This is a genomic window from Rhizobium leguminosarum bv. viciae (genome assembly GCF_012276115.1).
GTDB lineage: Bacteria > Pseudomonadota > Alphaproteobacteria > Rhizobiales > Rhizobiaceae > Rhizobium > Rhizobium leguminosarum_T.
Genome location: NZ_WIEU01000002.1, coordinates 464,776 through 480,550 on the forward strand (window position 1 = coordinate 464,776; position 15,775 = coordinate 480,550).

Below are 15,775 nucleotides of genomic sequence, written 5' to 3' on the forward strand. Positions count from 1 at the left end.
GGCGAGGGACCATCATGAGCTATCACAACCCCTATACCCCGCCGCGCAAGTCCGCGACCTTCGACGATTACACGCTGGCGGAAATCCGCCGTGCTGCGGCGACCGGCATTTATGACATCCGTGGCGCAGGCACCAAACGGAAGGTGCCGCATTTCGACGACCTGCTGTTTCTCGGCGCATCGATCTCGCGCTATCCGCTCGAAGGTTACCGCGAGAAATGCGATACCTCGGTCGTCCTCGGCGCCCGCTTCGCCAAAAAGCCCATCCACCTGAAGACGCCGATCACCATTGCCGGCATGAGCTTCGGCGCGCTCTCCGGCAATGCCAAGGAAGCGCTCGGACGCGGCGCGACGATCGCCGGAACCTCCACCACGACCGGCGACGGCGGGATGACCGATGAAGAGCGCGGTCATTCCCAGACGTTGGTCTACCAGTATCTGCCGTCGCGATACGGCATGAATCCCAAGGACCTGCGTCGCGCCGACGCGATCGAAGTGGTCGTCGGTCAAGGCGCAAAACCCGGCGGCGGCGGCATGCTGCTCGGCCAGAAGATCTCCGATCGCGTCGCCAATATGCGGAACCTGCCGAAGGGTATCGACCAGCGCTCGGCCTGCCGCCATCCGGATTGGACTGGCCCGGACGACCTCGAAATCAAGATCCTGGAACTGCGCGAGATTACCGACTGGGAAAAGCCGATCTATGTGAAGGTCGGCGGCGCACGCCCCTATTACGATACGGCGCTTGCCGTGAAGGCTGGGGCCGACGTGGTGGTGCTCGATGGCATGCAGGGCGGAACCGCGGCGACGCAGGATGTCTTCATCGAAAATGTCGGCATGCCGACGCTCGCCTGCATCCGCCCCGCCGTCCAGGCGCTGCAGGATCTCGGCATGCATCGCAAGGTGCAACTGATCATCTCGGGCGGCATCCGTTCGGGCGCCGACGTGGCCAAGGCACTGGCGCTGGGCGCCGATGCCGTTGCCATCGGCACGGCAGCACTCGTTGCGATCGGCGACAACGATCCGCATTGGGAAGAAGAATACCAGAAGCTCGGCACCACGGCCGGCGCCTATGACGACTGGCACGAAGGCAAGGACCCGGCTGGCATCACGACGCAGGACCCGGAACTGATGAAGCGGCTTGATCCGATCGCCGCCGGCCGCCGTCTCGCCAACTATCTGAAGGTCATGACGCTGGAGGCCCAGACCATCGCGCGCGCCTGCGGCAAGAACCACCTGCACAACCTGGAACCGGAAGATCTTTGCGCCCTGACAATGGAGGCGGCAGCCATGGCCCAGATCCCGCTCGCCGGCACAAACTGGTACCCCGGCAAGGGAGGCTACTGATTTCTACTACCGGCCGGGCAAACATCCCGGCCGTCTCGCATCCATAACCAAAGTGTCTCCAAGAAATCCAAAGGGGAACGAGAATGACACTGGACCTTGCTGCTTTTGCTAGAGACAAAGGCATCAAATATTTCATGATCAGCTATACCGACCTGTTCGGCGGCCAACGCGCCAAGCTGGTCCCCGCAGAAGCCATCGCCGATATGCAGAAAGATGGCGCCGGCTTCGCGGGCTTTGCAACCTGGCTCGATTTGACGCCTGCCCATCCCGACCTGTTCGCGCTTCCCGATGCTTCCTCCGTCATCCAGCTACCCTGGAAGAAAGACGTCGCATGGGTTGCTGCCGACTGCGTCATGGACGATCAGCCTGTCGAACAGGCACCGCGTGTGGTGCTGAAAAGACTGGTCGCTGAAGCCGCGAAAGAAGGGCTCCGGGTGAAAACCGGCGTGGAGCCTGAGTTCTTTCTCATCTCTGCGGACGGCTCGGTGATTTCAGACCAGTTCGATACCGCCGAGAAACCATGCTACGATCAGCAGGCCGTGATGCGTCGCTACGACGTCATCGCCGAGATTTGCGACTACATGCTCGAGCTCGGCTGGAAGCCCTACCAGAACGACCACGAGGACGCGAACGGCCAGTTCGAGATGAACTGGGAGTATGACGACGCGCTTCAGACGGCAGACAAGCACTCCTTCTTCAAGTTCATGGTCAAGTCGGTCGCCGAAAAGCACGGCCTTCGCGCCACCTTCATGCCGAAGCCCTTCAAAGGCCTGACCGGCAACGGGTGCCATGCCCACATCTCGGTCTGGGACATCGATGGCAAGGTCAACGCCTTCGCGGACAAGGAAATGCCATTTGGGCTCTCCGCTCAGGGCAAAACCTTCCTCGGCGGCATCATGAAACACGCCTCCGCGCTTGCCGCGATCACCAATCCGACGGTCAATTCCTACAAGCGCATCAACGCGCCACGCACCACATCGGGCGCCACCTGGGCGCCGAACACGGTCACCTGGACGGGCAACAACCGCACCCACATGGTGCGCGTGCCGGGGCCGGGACGCTTCGAGCTGCGCCTGCCTGATGGGGCTGTTAATCCCTACCTGCTGCAGGCGATCATCATCGCGGCCGGCCTCGACGGCATCCGCAGCCAAGCCGATCCCGGCCGGCACTACGATATCGACATGTATGCCGAGGGGTACCTGGTGAAGGACGCCCCGCGCCTGCCGCTCAACCTGCTCGACGCGCTGCGCGCCTATGATGCCGACGAGGGCTTGAAGCAGGCGATCGGGGCTGAGTTTTCCGCCGCCTATCTCAAGCTCAAGCATCAGGAATGGAATGCTTTCTGCTCGCATTTCACCCAGTGGGAACGCGACAGCACGCTCGACATCTGAACGGACGGACGTTCTGAAGACACGCTCATCACGCCGGAGCGGACAGGCTCCGGCGTCATCTAGCCCTCTGCGCTTGGGATAGCGAAGGAAGCGACAGCATGAAGAGTTTCGTACTCACCGTATCCTGCAAATCGACGCGCGGCATCGTGGCGGCGATTTCGAGCTATCTGGCCGACAAGGGCTGCAACATCATCGACAGCTCGCAGTTCGACGATCTCGATACCGGCAAGTTCTTCATGCGCGTCAGCTTCATTTCGGAAGAGGGGCTTTCGGGCGCCGATATCGACGCCGGTTTTGCAGCCGTCGCCGCTCCCTTCGAAATGGATTACGACTTTCACGACAGCGAGAAGCGCATGAAGGTGCTGCTGATGGTGTCGCGCTTCGGTCATTGCCTCAACGACCTGCTCTACCGCTGGAAGATCGGCGCCCTGCCGATCGATATCGTCGGCGTCGTCTCCAACCATTTCGATTACCAGAAGGTCGTGGTCAACCACGACATCCCCTTCCACCATATTCCGGTCACCAAGGCCAACAAGGCGCAGGCCGAGGCCCATATCATGGAAGTGGCCGAACAGACCGGCACGGAGCTGATCGTGCTGGCACGCTACATGCAGATCCTGTCGGACGAGATGTGCCAGAAAATGTCGGGCCGGATCATCAATATCCACCATTCCTTCCTGCCGAGCTTCAAGGGCGCCAATCCTTATAAACAAGCCTATCAACGCGGCGTGAAGCTGATCGGAGCGACGGCGCATTACGTCACCGCCGATCTCGACGAAGGCCCGATCATCGAGCAGGATACTGCGCGAATCACCCATGCGCAGTCGCCCGACGACTATGTCTCGATCGGCCGCGACGTCGAAAGCCAGGTGCTGGCGCGCGCCATCCACGCCCATATCCATCACCGCACCTTCATCAACGGCAACCGCACCGTGGTCTTCCCGGCAAGCCCCGGAAGTTACGCGTCGGAGCGGATGGGCTGAGAGATGATTGACGTCATCGGACCAATCGCGCCGCAGGACAGACGCCGTCAAAGTTTTGGGAAATGCATGTCGGGCGGGCTTGCCACGGCGCGAAAGACGAATATAGTCAGGAAATAAATATTCCGTAGAGGAAACAAAAGGGAACGGACAATGGCTTTATCATGGCGTTTCTCCGTCTTGGCGGATCGGCATCGCGCTCTGGGATCGAAGCTCGAGGACTGGAGCGGCATGGGCACCGCCTGGACCTACGACAAGGACATGTCGGAAGAACATGTCGCCGTCCGCACCAAGGCCGGCATCATGGATGTCTCGGGCCTGAAGAAGGTGCACCTGGTCGGCCCACACGCCATCGCCGTGCTCGACTCCATCACCACCCGCGACCTGACGAAGATCTATCCCGGCCGCTCGGTCTATGCGACGATGCTGAACGAACGCGGCCACTTCACCGACGATTGCATCGTCTATCGCACCGGCCCGAATTCCTGGATGCTGGTGCATGGCTCGGGCTCCGGCCACGAGGAACTCGTGAAGCAGGCTGCCGGCCGCAATTGCGCCGTGCTCTTCGACGACGATCTGCACGATCTGTCGCTGCAGGGCCCGCTCGCGGTCGACTATCTCGCCAAATATGTGCCCGGCATCCGCGATCTCAAATATTTCCACCACATGCAGACGACGCTGTTCGGCGCACCGGTGATGATCTCGCGCACCGGCTATACCGGCGAACGCGGCTACGAAATCTTCGTGCGCGGCCAGGACGCCGTCATGGTCTGGGACCGCATCGTCGAGGAAGGCAAGGAGATGGGCATCATCCCCTGCTGCTTCTCGGTGCTCGACATGCTGCGGGTCGAAAGTTACCTACTCTTCTATCCTTACGACAATTCGCAGATGTATCCCTTCGCCGATCAGCCGCCGGGCGACAGCCTCTGGGAACTCGGCCTCGACTTTACCGTCAGCCCCGGCAAGACGGGCTTCCGTGGCGCCGAGGAACATGCGCGCCTCAAGGGCAAGGAACGCTTCAAGATCTTCGGCATGCTGATCGATGCCGACGGACCGGCCGATCTCGGCGACGAAGTCTTTGCCGACGGCAAAAAGGTCGGCGTCATCACCTGCCCCAGCTATTCGTCGCTGACGAACAAATCCATGGCGATTGCCCGTCTCGACGTTGACAAGGCGGTGCATGGGACGAAACTCGAAGTCCGCGGCAAGACCGTGAAGGCAGGCGCCACCGCCCACACGCTTCCTTTCGACGATCCGGAGAAGAAGAAGAGGATTGCCGTAGGTTAAGGAGCACGCGAATGCTCGTTGCAGGCATCAAGAGCCGACCAGTCTACACGGGCCTGATTATCCAGCCGCACGCCCGGCGGCACATTTTTGCGCTCGAAGGGGAGGGCGCCAAGGCTCTGCTCGATCAGCAGCCGGCGCTTGACGAAACGGCTCTTTCCCGCAGCGAAATCCTCTATGTCGCCCGCGGCTCGCAGGGTAGTGGCCTGGACGAGGCGCTGCGCCGCCTCGGCGCCGACATGTTCTTCACGGCCCCGACGATCGCCACGCTGCTCTTCCGATTGAAGGGTTCGCTTGCCACTGCCCATATGGGCACGCGGCTTTATCTGTCGGGCACGGAAGGCTTCATCGGCCAGGCAATGCTCGTGGCGCTCGATTACGGCATGGACCATGCCTCTGTCATCACCGAGCATCGCGGCTCGCTGGCCCGGCGTGTGCAATGCGTCCATTGCAAGGGCATCACCGACGACGTCACCACCAGCCCGTTTGCCTGCAGCCATTGCGGGCTGCCGCTTCTGGTGCGCGACCATTATTCGCGTCGGCTCGCCGCCTTCCAGGGCGTCAATATCGATGCGGAAGAACCGGGCAGCGCGCCTGATCCAGAGGAGTTGTTCCTTTGAGCGGTGGCACTGAAATTCCTGTCCGCGTGGCGCGGATCACGCCGATCGCCGAGCGTGTCAAGCGCTTCCGTTTCGAGCGCCTTGACGGCCAGCCAATGCCCTATTTCTCCGGCGGCGCCCACGTCATCGTTTTGATGAATGATGGCGGCCATATGCGCCGCAACGCCTATTCGCTGATGTCGCCGCCGCATGATTGCGCAGCCTATGAGATCAGCGTGCTGCATGTCGAGGATTCGCGCGGCGGCTCCACCTTCATGCATGAGAAGCTCCGCGAAGGCGACGAGCTGAAGGTCAGCTATCCCGTCAACCTGTTCCAGCCGGACTGGCGCGGCCGCAAGCATCTTCTAATCGCCGGCGGCATCGGCATTACCCCCTTCATCGCAATGATGGAGCAGTTTTCCCGCGAGGGCGCCAATTTCGAACTGCATTATGCCATCCGCACGCGCGACCGCGGTGCCTACTGGCAGCAACTCATCGAGCGCTATGGCGGACATCGCATCAAAATCTATTGCGACGCCGAAGGCGGCACCATCCCCCTGACGCGCCTGCTCGACAGCCAGCCGCTCGGCACGCATCTCTATGTCTGCGGCCCATCCGGCATGATCGACGGCGTGCTGAAAACGGGGCTGGACGCCGGCTGGCCGGAGCAGAACCTGCATTCGGAACGGTTCCTGTCGTCTCTACCAGGCAAGCCCTTCGCGATCGAACTCCTGCGGTCCGGCAAGACCGTGAAGGTCGGCCATCACGAAAGCATGCTGGAGGCGATCGAGGCGGCGGGCGTCGACGCACCCTTCCTCTGTCGCGGTGGCGCCTGCGGTCAATGCGAGACCGGGGTCGTCACCTGCGACGGCAAGCTGCTGCACCATGACGTCTATTTGACGAGCGAAGAAAAAGCATCCGGCCGCAAGGTGATGATCTGCGTTTCCCGCTTCGAGGGAAACACGCTGCATCTTGATCTCTAGCGGCATCGGAAGCGGAACAAGGAGACCGGACATGGCAATCGTCTTCAAGCAGGAAACCTTCCGGAACGATTTCAGCTATCGGAACAGCCCCGAGAACATCCGGCGTTTCCCGTTTCCCTTCGACCGCGACGAATACATGTATTCGGTCAACATGGAGCCGCATGTGCACGGCCGGGCGGGAACCGTCTACGAAAGCCTGATCGACGTCGACGAGCATTACGTCGCCGAGATGCACGACCGGGCGCTGGTCCTGAAGGAAGATCCGCTGCGCTACCAGGCGCTGCCGCACATGATGAGCGCGCAATGGGATACGCTGGAACTTATGATGGAAGAACAGGCGGCGGGTTACCCCGACCATTTCACCCTGATCCGCAACGGCGACCAGTGGCGCTGGATCAACCGCCCGCTCGGCATCGACGACAGCTTCACCTTTGGCGATGCCTCGACGCTGCCCTATGAGCCCTTCGAATATATCACCCGCCAGGCCCAGGGCGATTTCTGCATCGTCGACCAGCGCGACGGCAATCTCTGGATGGATGCCGGCATGGTGACGACGCAGGCCGACTGGTCGCTCGATTTCGATATCGGCATGAACTTCATGGAATGGCACGGGCCGGTGCCGCTCGCCCACCAGATCGGCGTCTTCGACCGGGCGCTGAAATTCCTGCTGAACCTGCAGCAGGGCAAGCCGACACGGCGCTTCAACTGGACGATGACGATCAATCCGCGCCTCGACACCAGCCCGGAGAATTACCACAAATGGGGTCCCGACCGCACCACGGTGACGCCTGACAATGTCGGCGAGAAGGTGCATCTGCGCGTCGAGCTGCAGAGCCTTTGGCGCCTGCCGCGCTCGAACGCCATCCTCTTCGTCATCCGCTGCTACCTGATGAACATGGAAGAGCTCGTCACCGTGCCGAAATGGGCACGCCGCTTCCCGCGCGTGCTGAAGACGCTGCCGCCCGAGCTTATCGACTACAAGGGCCTCACCCGCTTCCGCGAGACGACGATCGACTGGCTTTCCAAATTTGACGACGGGGCGCCTACCAGCCCCGGCATCTATCCGGACTGACAAGCAAGACAATGCGATATAATCAAGAGGGGAATGCTTCATGACAAGAGTAGCCGTCATCGGTGCCGGGCCTTCCGGGCTGGCGCAGCTGCGCGCCTTTCAATCGGCCGCCCAGAAGGGCGCCGAGATCCCGGAGATCGTCTGCTTCGAAAAGCAGTCGGACTGGGGCGGGCTCTGGAACTATACCTGGCGCACCGGGCTCGACGAATATGGCGAGCCGGTCCACGGCAGCATGTATCGTTACCTCTGGTCGAACGGCCCGAAGGAATGCCTCGAATTCGCCGACTATTCCTTCGAGGAGCATTTCGGCAAGCCGATCGCCTCCTATCCGCCGCGCGCCGTGCTCTGGGATTACATCAAGGGCCGCGTCGAGAAGGCGAATGTCCGCCACTGGGTGCGCTTCAGCACGCCGGTGCGCATGGTCCGCTTCGACGATGAGACGAAGAAATTCACGGTGACGGCGCATAACCGCATCGAAGACCGGATGTATGACGAGGAGTTCGACTATGTCGTCGTGGCATCGGGTCACTTCTCGACGCCGAACGTGCCCTATTTCGAGGGCGTGAGGACCTTCAACGGCCGCGTGCTGCACGCCCACGACTTCCGCGACGCGCTTGAGTTCAAGGGCAAGGACATCCTGCTCGTCGGCCGCAGCTATTCGGCCGAGGACATCGGCTCGCAATGCTGGAAATACGGCGCGAAATCGGTGACGACGAGCTATCGCTCGAAGCCGATGGGCTTCAAATGGCCGGAGAATTTCGAAGAACGGCCGCTGCTGACCAGGCTTGAAAACCGCACGGCGCATTTCCTCGACGGCTCGACCAAGGAGGTCGATGCCGTGATCCTCTGCACCGGCTACCAGCACCATTTCCCCTTCCTGCCTGACGATCTCCGGCTGAAGACGGCCAACCGCCTTTGGGCCGACAGCCTCTACAAGGGGGTGATCTTCGACAAGAACCCGCAGCTTTTCTATATCGGCATGCAGGATCAGTTCTACACCTTCAACATGTTCGACGTGCAGGCCTGGTGGGCGCGTGACGTGATGATGGGCCGCATCACCCTGCCGCCGGAAGAGGAGCTGAAGGCCAATTTCGATATGTGGCGCGCCCGCGAGGAAACGCTCGAGGATGCCGAGCAGATGATCTGGTATCAGGGCGACTATGTGAAGGAACTGCTCGCCGAAACCGATTATCCCAGCTTCGACATCGAGGGAACCAACCAGACCTTCATGGAGTGGGAACATCACAAGGCCCACAACATCATGGGCTTCCGCGACCATGCCTACCGGTCGCTGATGACCGGCAATATGTCGCCGACGCACCACACGCCCTGGGTCGAGGCGCTCGACGATTCCATGGAGGAATATCTGCGCAACTGATGAGGCGGGCCTGCATTGCCGGAGGAGGGTGTTCGCGCTCTCTTCCGGCATTGTGACGTGCGCCTTTTAATTGAGACGACATAAATCCATCTGCAACTCTTCTCTTCGAATGTGGCCTTCATGGATTTTCAAACGAGCATTCTCGGGCGCATGAGCGGTTTTCTCTATCGCTGCCGTGCCGACGAAAACTACACGATGCTGGAGATGACCAACGGCATCGAGCGCATCTTCGGTTATCCCGTCGACGAAATCATCGGCAACCGCACGCGGACCTTCACCTCGATCATGTACGAGGAAGACGTGCCTCTGATGGACGAGATCGTCGGACGGGCGCTGGAGAAGCGCACAGACTGGACGATGGAATACCGCATCCGCCATGCCATGGGTCATCTCATCTGGGTGACCGAGACCGGCGGCGGCATCTGGGACGAGAAGGGTGAGCTTCTCTATCTCGAAGGCAGCATCATCAACATCGAATCGCTCTATCAGCGAATCGATGAACAGACCTCCGGCATGCGCGTCACCGCCTCGAAGACCAATGAAATCCTGCAATCGCTGCGCTACCTGAAGCTGCTTGCCGTCAATGCCGGCATCGAGGCCGCCCGCGCCGGCACGGCCGGATCGGGTTTTGCGGTGCTGGCCGCAGAAATGCGCACGCTTGCCAACTCCTCGGAAGAAGCCGCACGCGCCATTTCCAACGCACAACGCAAGGCCGAAGGCTGAGCTTTACCCCAAGCAGCGGCAGATTTGCGGCTCAGGTCGAAGCGGCAATATTAACCGCGCAGCGCTTCCGGCGATAGCAACGCTTTTCCAATAACTTGCGGTAATTATGCGCTTAAAAAATCTCAGGTGATTGTGGGTGATATTAAGGCCGCGTTAACTTTTTGTTAACCATAGCAGCGGTAGACATGGTCAACGATTTCTTCACATAGATGACCAAAGTGCTAACAGACGCTCGCTCTATCCGCATCAAGGGCCGCTCTTTCCTCGCGGTCATGCTGTCTCCGGACCTGCCGATCGATGATTGGTTGATCCGGCTGGACGATCTGGCCGCGCGTTCGGCCGGCTTCTTCCTCGGACGGCCTGTCGTGCTCGATCTGACGGACCTGCAAATCGACCGGCCGCAGCTGAAGGACCTGATTGCCGAACTTGCCAAGCGCAATGTCAGCATCATGGGCATCGAGGGCGCGCGGCCTTCGATCCTCGGATCCGGCATGCCGCCGGCACTCAAAGGCGGTCGTTCGGTTTCCGATATCGAGGTTCAGGCAAAGGAGCCTGCCGATCCGCCCGGCAAACCGGCATTGGCAGAGACCCGCCCGGCCATGCAATCGATCGTCATCCGGGAGCCGGTGCGCTCGGGGCAATCGGTGATCTTTCCGGAAGGCGACGTCACCGTCATCGGATCGGTCGCCTCGGGTGCCGAGGTCATCGCCGGCGGGTCCGTCCATATCTATGGCGCCTTGCGTGGTCGAGCCATGGCGGGATCCATCGGAAACGCATCGGCGCGGATCTTTTGCCGCAAGCTCGAGGCCGAGCTGGTTGCAATCGACGGCATCTACAAAATGGCGGAAGACATGGCGCCCAATCTTCGCGGACAGGCAGTTCAGCTCTGGCTCGAAGACGACGCGATCATGGCAGAGAAACTGATCTGACGACAGCGCCGCGCGTCTCATCGAGAGCCGCAAAGGACGCTTTAACACTTTGAATTACTGGGGCCACGGCAAAGGAGAGACAATGATGGGGAAAGTGATCGTCGTCACGTCAGGCAAGGGCGGGGTTGGCAAGACCACCTCGACCGCCGCATTGGGAGCGGCGCTGGCGCAACGCAATGAAAAAGTGGTCGTCGTCGATTTCGATGTCGGCCTGCGCAATCTCGACCTCGTCATGGGCGCCGAGCGCAGGGTCGTCTACGACCTGATCAATGTCATCCAGGGCGATGCCAAGCTTACCCAGGCGCTGATCCGCGACAAGCGGCTGGAAACGCTGTTCCTGCTGCCGGCCTCGCAGACGCGCGACAAGGACAATCTGACGGCCGAGGGCGTCGAGCGCGTCATCAACGACCTGAAGCGCTATTTCGACTGGATCATCTGCGACAGCCCCGCCGGGATCGAGCGCGGCGCAACGCTCGCCATGCGCCACGCCGATGTTGCCGTGGTCGTCACCAATCCCGAGGTCTCCTCGGTGCGTGATTCGGATCGCATCATCGGCCTGCTGGATGCCAAGACCGCGAAGGCCGAGCGCGGCGAGCGGATGGAAAAGCACCTGCTGCTCACCCGCTACGACGCCAACCGCGCCGAACGCGGCGACATGCTCAAGGTCGACGACGTCCTGGAGATCCTGTCCATCCCGCTGCTCGGCATCATACCCGAAAGCATGGATGTTCTGCGGGCATCCAATATCGGCGCGCCGGTCACGCTGGCAGACAGCCGCAGCGCGGCTGCGATGGCCTATTTCGACGCCGCTCGCCGGCTCGCCGGTGAAGTTGTGCCGATCGCGATCCCAGAGGAAAGGCGCAATATTTTCGGCAAGATCTTCGGACGGAGGGCGGCATGAATATTTTCCGTCTTTTCAACAAGCAGAGAACCGCACCGGCCGCCCGCGAACGACTGCAGGTCCTTCTCGCCCACGAACGTTCCTCGGCGGGGTCGGACCTGGTCTCCCTGCTGCGCGAGGAAATCCTTGCGGTGATCGCAAAGCACGTGCAGCTCGACCACGACAAGGTGCAGGTGACGATCGATCGCAACGAGTACGTCTCGACCCTTGAGATCGACGTCGAAATCCCGCTGAATGCAGCCGTGCAGGCCGCTTGAAAGAGAGCGCTGCCTGTTGCGATAACAGGCGGCGCTGACGATCAGGACTTCCTGGCTTTGCGATTGGCGTAACGCAGGTCGCGTTCGGCCTTTCGGGCAGCTTCGTCGGCAATCACGCGAGCGATCCGGTCTTTGTCAGCCGCCTCGCGGGCTTCGACTTCGGCGCGTGCTGCGGCCTCGTCGGCAGCCTGACGTTCGGCCTCGGCGGCCTGAGCCCGCTCCAGCTCCTCGAGCTTGACCCGTTCTCGCTGAGCGCGACGTTCTTCCCTGGCCGCGGCAATGGCTTGACGCTCCGCCTGCTTTGCCAGCCTTGTGGGTTCGGCTGAATCCTTGGCGCTACGATACGCATTGAGGAGAGCCGCCTTGGCTTCGGCAGCGGCGCTGCGGCGATCGGAAAGCTCGTTGTTTCTGGCGTTTTTCAAATCTGTTTCCTGACTGTTTGAGGTCTGACCCTAGAGCCTGATGACTTTAGGTCGATCCGGCCTAAAATCATCCTGATCTGAGTCAGATTTTCTTTTTTCGCTTCGCGGTCGGAGCAGTAACCCCTGTCAAGCGATCCTGCAATTCCTTTGCCTCACGCGCTTCGCGTAGCCGCAAGGTTTTTTCCTCGCGGGCACGTACGGTCGAATCGATCTCTTCGACCGCGCGGCTTCGCGCCAGGAACTGTGATTGCACGTTTCCGAAGGCAATCTCCGCCTGCTTGCGTGATTTGCTGTGTGACTCTGTCATATCAATCCTGGATTTATGAGCCCGCTTGACCGACTCAGCAAAAAGGCCAGGCAACGTGCCTGACCTTAATTGTATCATGCTTTCGACAGTGCCGGTACATCCGCGGTCAAAGGAAAGCAGATTTCAGTTTAGGCAGCTTGGAGATTACAAGCGGACATTTTGCCCGACTTGTTATCGCGCTCAAGCTCGTAGCCGATCTTCTGGCCTTCGACGATTTCGCGCATTCCAGCACGCTCGACGGCAGAGATGTGGACGAAGGCGTCAGCGCCGCCGTCATCAGGCTGAATGAAGCCGAAGCCTTTGGTGGAATTGAACCATTTAACTGTGCCAGTGGTCATAACAAACCCTTTCATAGCAATTGACGACCGCACGTGCGCAAGCACGACGGATGATGATCTCGATTTTGAAGAGGGAAGTTCGTCCAGGGCACGTTGCCAGCGTGCGATAACAAAAGTCAAACAAGCAATATCGACCACCGGGATATAATCATCAAAGCCGGATATGTCAACTTTTAGTTTTTTTGAGCCACCAATTCGCCATCAGATTGCATCTCATTGGTCGTGCGCGTCGGCGGCAATCGCCGTCTCCCGACCTCAAAAGCAGGCGTTACGAGCGCGGCCGCGTCTTCTGCGGATCGTAATGCGAAAGCGGCACGACCGTCGCCGGCAGGCGCTTCTGATGGCCGTCGAGCTTGCCGATCTCGACCTCGGTGCCGGGGCTTGCATGCATCACATCGATGCGGGCGAGCGCGATCGTCTTGCCGAGGATCGGCGAGCGCGTGGCGCTGGTAATAACGCCCACCTGCGCCCGGCCGATATGGATGCAATCGCCATGGCCGACCGCCTCGTTGGCCTTAATATCGAGACCGACGAGCAGATGACGTGGATGCTCCTTGCGCCGGATCAGCGCCTCGCGGCCGATGAAATCGTCCTGCTTGGATTTCAGCGGCACCGTGAAGCCGATCCCGGCCTCGAACGGATCCGTCTGGTCAGTGAATTCGTGATGGGCGAAGATCAGGCCCGCCTCGATGCGGACCATGTCGAGCGCCTCCAGTCCCATCGGCTTCAACCCGTGCGGTTGGCCTGCCTCCCAGACGGCGTCAAACACCGTCAGCGCATCCTTCGGATGGCAGAAGATCTCGTAACCGAGCTCGCCGGTGTAACCCGTGCGCGAGACGACGACCGGGGCACCCTCGAAGCCGCCGATTCGGCCGACGGTGAAACGGAACCATTCGAGTTCGCCGATATCAGGCTGGCGCGGCGCCGTCCAGATGATCTCCTTGAGGATATCGCGGCTCTTCGGCCCCTGCAGGGCGATATTGTGCATCTGATCGGTCGAGGAGCGGACCCAGGCCTTGAAGCCCTTTTTCTCGGCCTGCTGGCGCAGCCATATGCCGCTGAAATCATCGCCGCCGATCCAGCGGAAGTTCTTGTCGCCGAGCCGGAACAGCGTGCCGTCATCGATCATGCCGCCGTTTTCGTAGCACATGGCGGAATAAACGACTTGGCCGGTCGACAGCTTGCGCACGTCGCGCGTCAGGCAATATTGCAGCAGCTCCTCGGCATCCGGCCCCGTCACCTCGAATTTCCGCAAGGGCGAGAGGTCGATGACGGCGGCGCGCTCGCGGCAGGCCCAGTATTCCTCGACCGGCCCTTCGCTGGAAAAGCGGTTCGGCAGCCAATAGCCGCGATATTCGGTGTAGTCCCGCGTCAAGGCGGAGAGGCGGGGATGGAAGGCGGTTTCGCGCGTCAGTTCGGCGTCTGCATCTGGGGTCATGCGATAGGCCACCGCTCGTGAGAATTTCTCTTTTCCGGAAAAGGTGCGGACGTGGATATCCGTCGGATCCCAGCCGTTCGCAGCGTCGATATCGTCGGGGCAGGACGAAGAGACACAGACGAGATCGGTCAGCGCCCGCATCAGCACGTAATCGCCCGGACGCGACCAGGGCTCGTCGAGATAGAGCTGGTTGTTGTGGTCGATATTGGTGTTGTAGAAATAGTTCAGCGCTTCCCATCCCTTGCGGCCGGCAATGCCGTAGGGCGCCAGCGCCGCGTTGAAATTATCCGTGCAGTTGACGTGGCCGGGATAACCCATGTCGTCGTAATAGCGCGAATTGCAGGCGGTCGCGAAAGCGTCGTGACGTCCGACCGTATCCTGGACGATTTCGACCAGCGGCTCGAAGTCTCGGTCGAAGGCCTTGGAGGGGAGACCCGGCATCGGATAGCTGCGGCCGAGCAGCGTGCGGGTGACGGTGGAATCGAGCGCGAGGTCGAGACCCTTGTCGACCTTGCGGGCGGCAAACGCCTGGAAATCGGTGCATTGGCGTCCATAAACATCGATGATCTGGATGAATTCGCCGGCACGCACGAAATAGGCTGCGGCGGTCGCCGCCCGGATGCGGATATCCTCGACCGGATCGGCGGCCGGTTCCGGCAAAGCGGAAGCGTAATCGCGGATCAGCAGGCTGCGCTTGATCCTGATCTCGATCGGCGTCGCCGTATCCTGCGCCTCCGGCGACATGGCGCCGGCGGGTGCTGCGACGATCAGCAGACCCTTCATGGAAATCGTGAAATCCGCCCGGCTGCCCGGCGTCGATCCCGCCCCGAAAATGCAGAGCGCGCCGGCCGCCGCCAGATCGGCGCCGCGACGCTGAAGTGCCGCACGCGTGCGGGCAGCACTCTCATCCTCCGCTTGAAGAATGGCCTTCAAACCCTCGGCTGAATTGCTGAATGCCGTTCCGAGACCGGCCGCCAGGAAGCGCCCTTTCTCGTCGAGGAAGGAGATCTCGCAGAGCTGACCGCCCTCGCTGTCGATGACGCTGACGCGGTCTCCCGGCTCGACGCGCATAACGACCGATCCGCCGCCCTTTGCCCTGTAGCGCTCCGTTCCCTCCGGCAGGGTGGGAATGCCGGGATAATGCACGAGGCTCGGAGCGGCCGGCCGCAGGCCTGTCATAGCAGGATGAAGTTCTCGCATACTGCCCTCATGGGAGGATCGGATGTCCACGGACACCCACCCATGCAGGTTACAAAATGCCCCGGGAAAGTAAAGTGATGTTGACTAAAAAGAAAATATCTTCACTATGCATAAAGAGTTGAGACTCGGGAATCCGTCGGGAACACGGATCGCCAAAATCATCCGGGCCGGCTTGAGACTGTCAGGGAGACACGTTCAGGGAGACGTACAAAGATACGTCCGGAACAAAT

General features: G+C 60.8%; 16 protein-coding genes. 12 read left to right on the forward strand and 4 right to left on the reverse strand.

The features are described 5' to 3' along the window. Positions 1-14: 14 nt before the first annotated feature. The 12 genes from GFM02_RS05425 to minE all read left to right on the forward strand — a co-directional run bounded on the left by GFM02_RS05425 (position 15) and on the right by minE (position 11,840). Positions 15-1,343 (forward strand): FMN-binding glutamate synthase family protein, encoded by a 1,329-nt coding sequence (locus GFM02_RS05425; protein ID WP_003548137.1) that lies wholly within the window; start codon positions 15-17, stop codon positions 1,341-1,343. A gap of 83 nt (positions 1,344-1,426) precedes the next feature. Beyond that, entirely contained in the window at positions 1,427-2,734 is a 1,308-nt protein-coding gene (gene glnT / locus GFM02_RS05430; RefSeq protein ID WP_131720049.1) for a type III glutamate--ammonia ligase, read from the forward strand. Between the two features lie 98 nt (positions 2,735-2,832). Continuing rightward, positions 2,833-3,717: a formyltetrahydrofolate deformylase gene (gene purU / locus GFM02_RS05435; RefSeq protein WP_168321039.1), complete on the forward strand. Its 885-nt coding sequence runs from the start codon at positions 2,833-2,835 to the stop codon at positions 3,715-3,717. A gap of 150 nt (positions 3,718-3,867) precedes the next feature. After that, entirely contained in the window at positions 3,868-5,001 is a 1,134-nt protein-coding gene (locus GFM02_RS05440; protein ID WP_168321040.1) for an aminomethyltransferase family protein, read from the forward strand. An 11-nt stretch (positions 5,002-5,012) separates the two neighbouring features. Beyond that, positions 5,013-5,618, forward strand: coding sequence for a dimethylamine monooxygenase subunit DmmA family protein (locus GFM02_RS05445; protein ID WP_168321041.1), 606 nt, complete (start codon positions 5,013-5,015; stop codon positions 5,616-5,618). Further along, positions 5,615-6,580: a PDR/VanB family oxidoreductase gene (locus tag GFM02_RS05450; protein ID WP_168321042.1), complete on the forward strand. Its 966-nt coding sequence runs from the start codon at positions 5,615-5,617 to the stop codon at positions 6,578-6,580. Before GFM02_RS05445 ends, GFM02_RS05450 begins: the two co-directional genes overlap by 4 nt. 31 nt (positions 6,581-6,611) lie before the next feature. Beyond that, positions 6,612-7,652: a heme-dependent oxidative N-demethylase family protein gene (locus GFM02_RS05455; RefSeq protein ID WP_168321043.1), complete on the forward strand. Its 1,041-nt coding sequence runs from the start codon at positions 6,612-6,614 to the stop codon at positions 7,650-7,652. Between the two features lie 40 nt (positions 7,653-7,692). Next, on the forward strand, positions 7,693-9,030 hold the full coding sequence (locus tag GFM02_RS05460; RefSeq protein ID WP_168321044.1) for an NAD(P)-binding domain-containing protein: 1,338 nt from the start codon (positions 7,693-7,695) through the stop codon (positions 9,028-9,030). Positions 9,031-9,150: 120 nt separating this feature from the next. After that, on the forward strand, positions 9,151-9,753 hold the full coding sequence (locus tag GFM02_RS35440) for a methyl-accepting chemotaxis protein (protein WP_128439150.1): 603 nt from the start codon (positions 9,151-9,153) through the stop codon (positions 9,751-9,753). Positions 9,754-9,962: 209 nt separating this feature from the next. Beyond that, complete coding sequence (gene minC, locus GFM02_RS05470) at positions 9,963-10,682, forward strand: septum site-determining protein MinC (protein ID WP_020052804.1); 720 nt, start codon at positions 9,963-9,965, stop codon at positions 10,680-10,682. Between the two features lie 85 nt (positions 10,683-10,767). Beyond that, positions 10,768-11,583 carry a septum site-determining protein MinD gene (gene minD, locus GFM02_RS05475; protein ID WP_168321114.1) on the forward strand — a complete coding sequence of 272 codons (816 nt, stop codon included), beginning with the start codon at positions 10,768-10,770 and terminating at the stop codon, positions 11,581-11,583. Further along, positions 11,580-11,840 (forward strand): cell division topological specificity factor MinE, encoded by a 261-nt coding sequence (gene minE, locus GFM02_RS05480; RefSeq protein WP_003574994.1) that lies wholly within the window; start codon positions 11,580-11,582, stop codon positions 11,838-11,840. The genes minD and minE overlap by 4 nt, the downstream gene beginning before the upstream one ends. Positions 11,841-11,881: 41 nt before the next feature. On the opposite strand, the gene GFM02_RS05485 is transcribed toward minE, so the two are convergent. The 4 genes from GFM02_RS05485 to GFM02_RS05500 form a co-directional block, all read right to left on the reverse strand. Next, complete coding sequence (locus GFM02_RS05485) at positions 11,882-12,262, reverse strand: DUF6481 family protein (RefSeq protein ID WP_168321045.1); 381 nt, start codon at positions 12,260-12,262, stop codon at positions 11,882-11,884. An 82-nt stretch (positions 12,263-12,344) separates the two neighbouring features. Then, positions 12,345-12,569, reverse strand: a complete 225-nt coding sequence (locus GFM02_RS05490; RefSeq protein WP_168266661.1) for a hypothetical protein — start codon at positions 12,567-12,569, stop codon at positions 12,345-12,347. A 128-nt stretch (positions 12,570-12,697) separates the two neighbouring features. Next, positions 12,698-12,907: a cold-shock protein gene (locus tag GFM02_RS05495; RefSeq protein ID WP_003548109.1), complete on the reverse strand. Its 210-nt coding sequence runs from the start codon at positions 12,905-12,907 to the stop codon at positions 12,698-12,700. Between the two features lie 268 nt (positions 12,908-13,175). Next, a complete protein-coding gene (locus GFM02_RS05500; protein ID WP_168321046.1) occupies positions 13,176-15,545 on the reverse strand; it encodes a DUF1989 domain-containing protein in 2,370 nt (789 codons plus the stop codon). Positions 15,546-15,775 lie beyond the last annotated feature (230 nt).

Bases quoted from the DNA above. Each gene is read 5' to 3' on its own strand.
- GFM02_RS05425 (WP_003548137.1), top strand. From the start codon at position 15: ATGAGCTATCACAACCCCTATACCCCGCCGCGCAAGTCCGCGACCTTC.
- glnT (WP_131720049.1), top strand. From the start codon at position 1,427: ATGACACTGGACCTTGCTGCTTTTGCTAGAGACAAAGGCATCAAATAT.
- purU (WP_168321039.1), top strand. From the start codon at position 2,833: ATGAAGAGTTTCGTACTCACCGTATCCTGCAAATCGACGCGCGGCATC.
- GFM02_RS05440 (WP_168321040.1), top strand. From the start codon at position 3,868: ATGGCTTTATCATGGCGTTTCTCCGTCTTGGCGGATCGGCATCGCGCT.
- GFM02_RS05445 (WP_168321041.1), top strand. From the start codon at position 5,013: ATGCTCGTTGCAGGCATCAAGAGCCGACCAGTCTACACGGGCCTGATT.
- GFM02_RS05455 (WP_168321043.1), top strand. From the start codon at position 6,612: ATGGCAATCGTCTTCAAGCAGGAAACCTTCCGGAACGATTTCAGCTAT.
- GFM02_RS05460 (WP_168321044.1), top strand. From the start codon at position 7,693: ATGACAAGAGTAGCCGTCATCGGTGCCGGGCCTTCCGGGCTGGCGCAG.
- GFM02_RS35440 (WP_128439150.1), top strand. From the start codon at position 9,151: ATGGATTTTCAAACGAGCATTCTCGGGCGCATGAGCGGTTTTCTCTAT.
- minC (WP_020052804.1), top strand. From the start codon at position 9,963: ATGACCAAAGTGCTAACAGACGCTCGCTCTATCCGCATCAAGGGCCGC.
- minD (WP_168321114.1), top strand. From the start codon at position 10,768: ATGGGGAAAGTGATCGTCGTCACGTCAGGCAAGGGCGGGGTTGGCAAG.
- minE (WP_003574994.1), top strand. From the start codon at position 11,580: ATGAATATTTTCCGTCTTTTCAACAAGCAGAGAACCGCACCGGCCGCC.
- GFM02_RS05490 (WP_168266661.1), bottom strand. From the start codon at position 12,569: ATGACAGAGTCACACAGCAAATCACGCAAGCAGGCGGAGATTGCCTTC.
- GFM02_RS05495 (WP_003548109.1), bottom strand. From the start codon at position 12,907: ATGACCACTGGCACAGTTAAATGGTTCAATTCCACCAAAGGCTTCGGC.
- GFM02_RS05500 (WP_168321046.1), bottom strand. From the start codon at position 15,545: ATGCGAGAACTTCATCCTGCTATGACAGGCCTGCGGCCGGCCGCTCCG.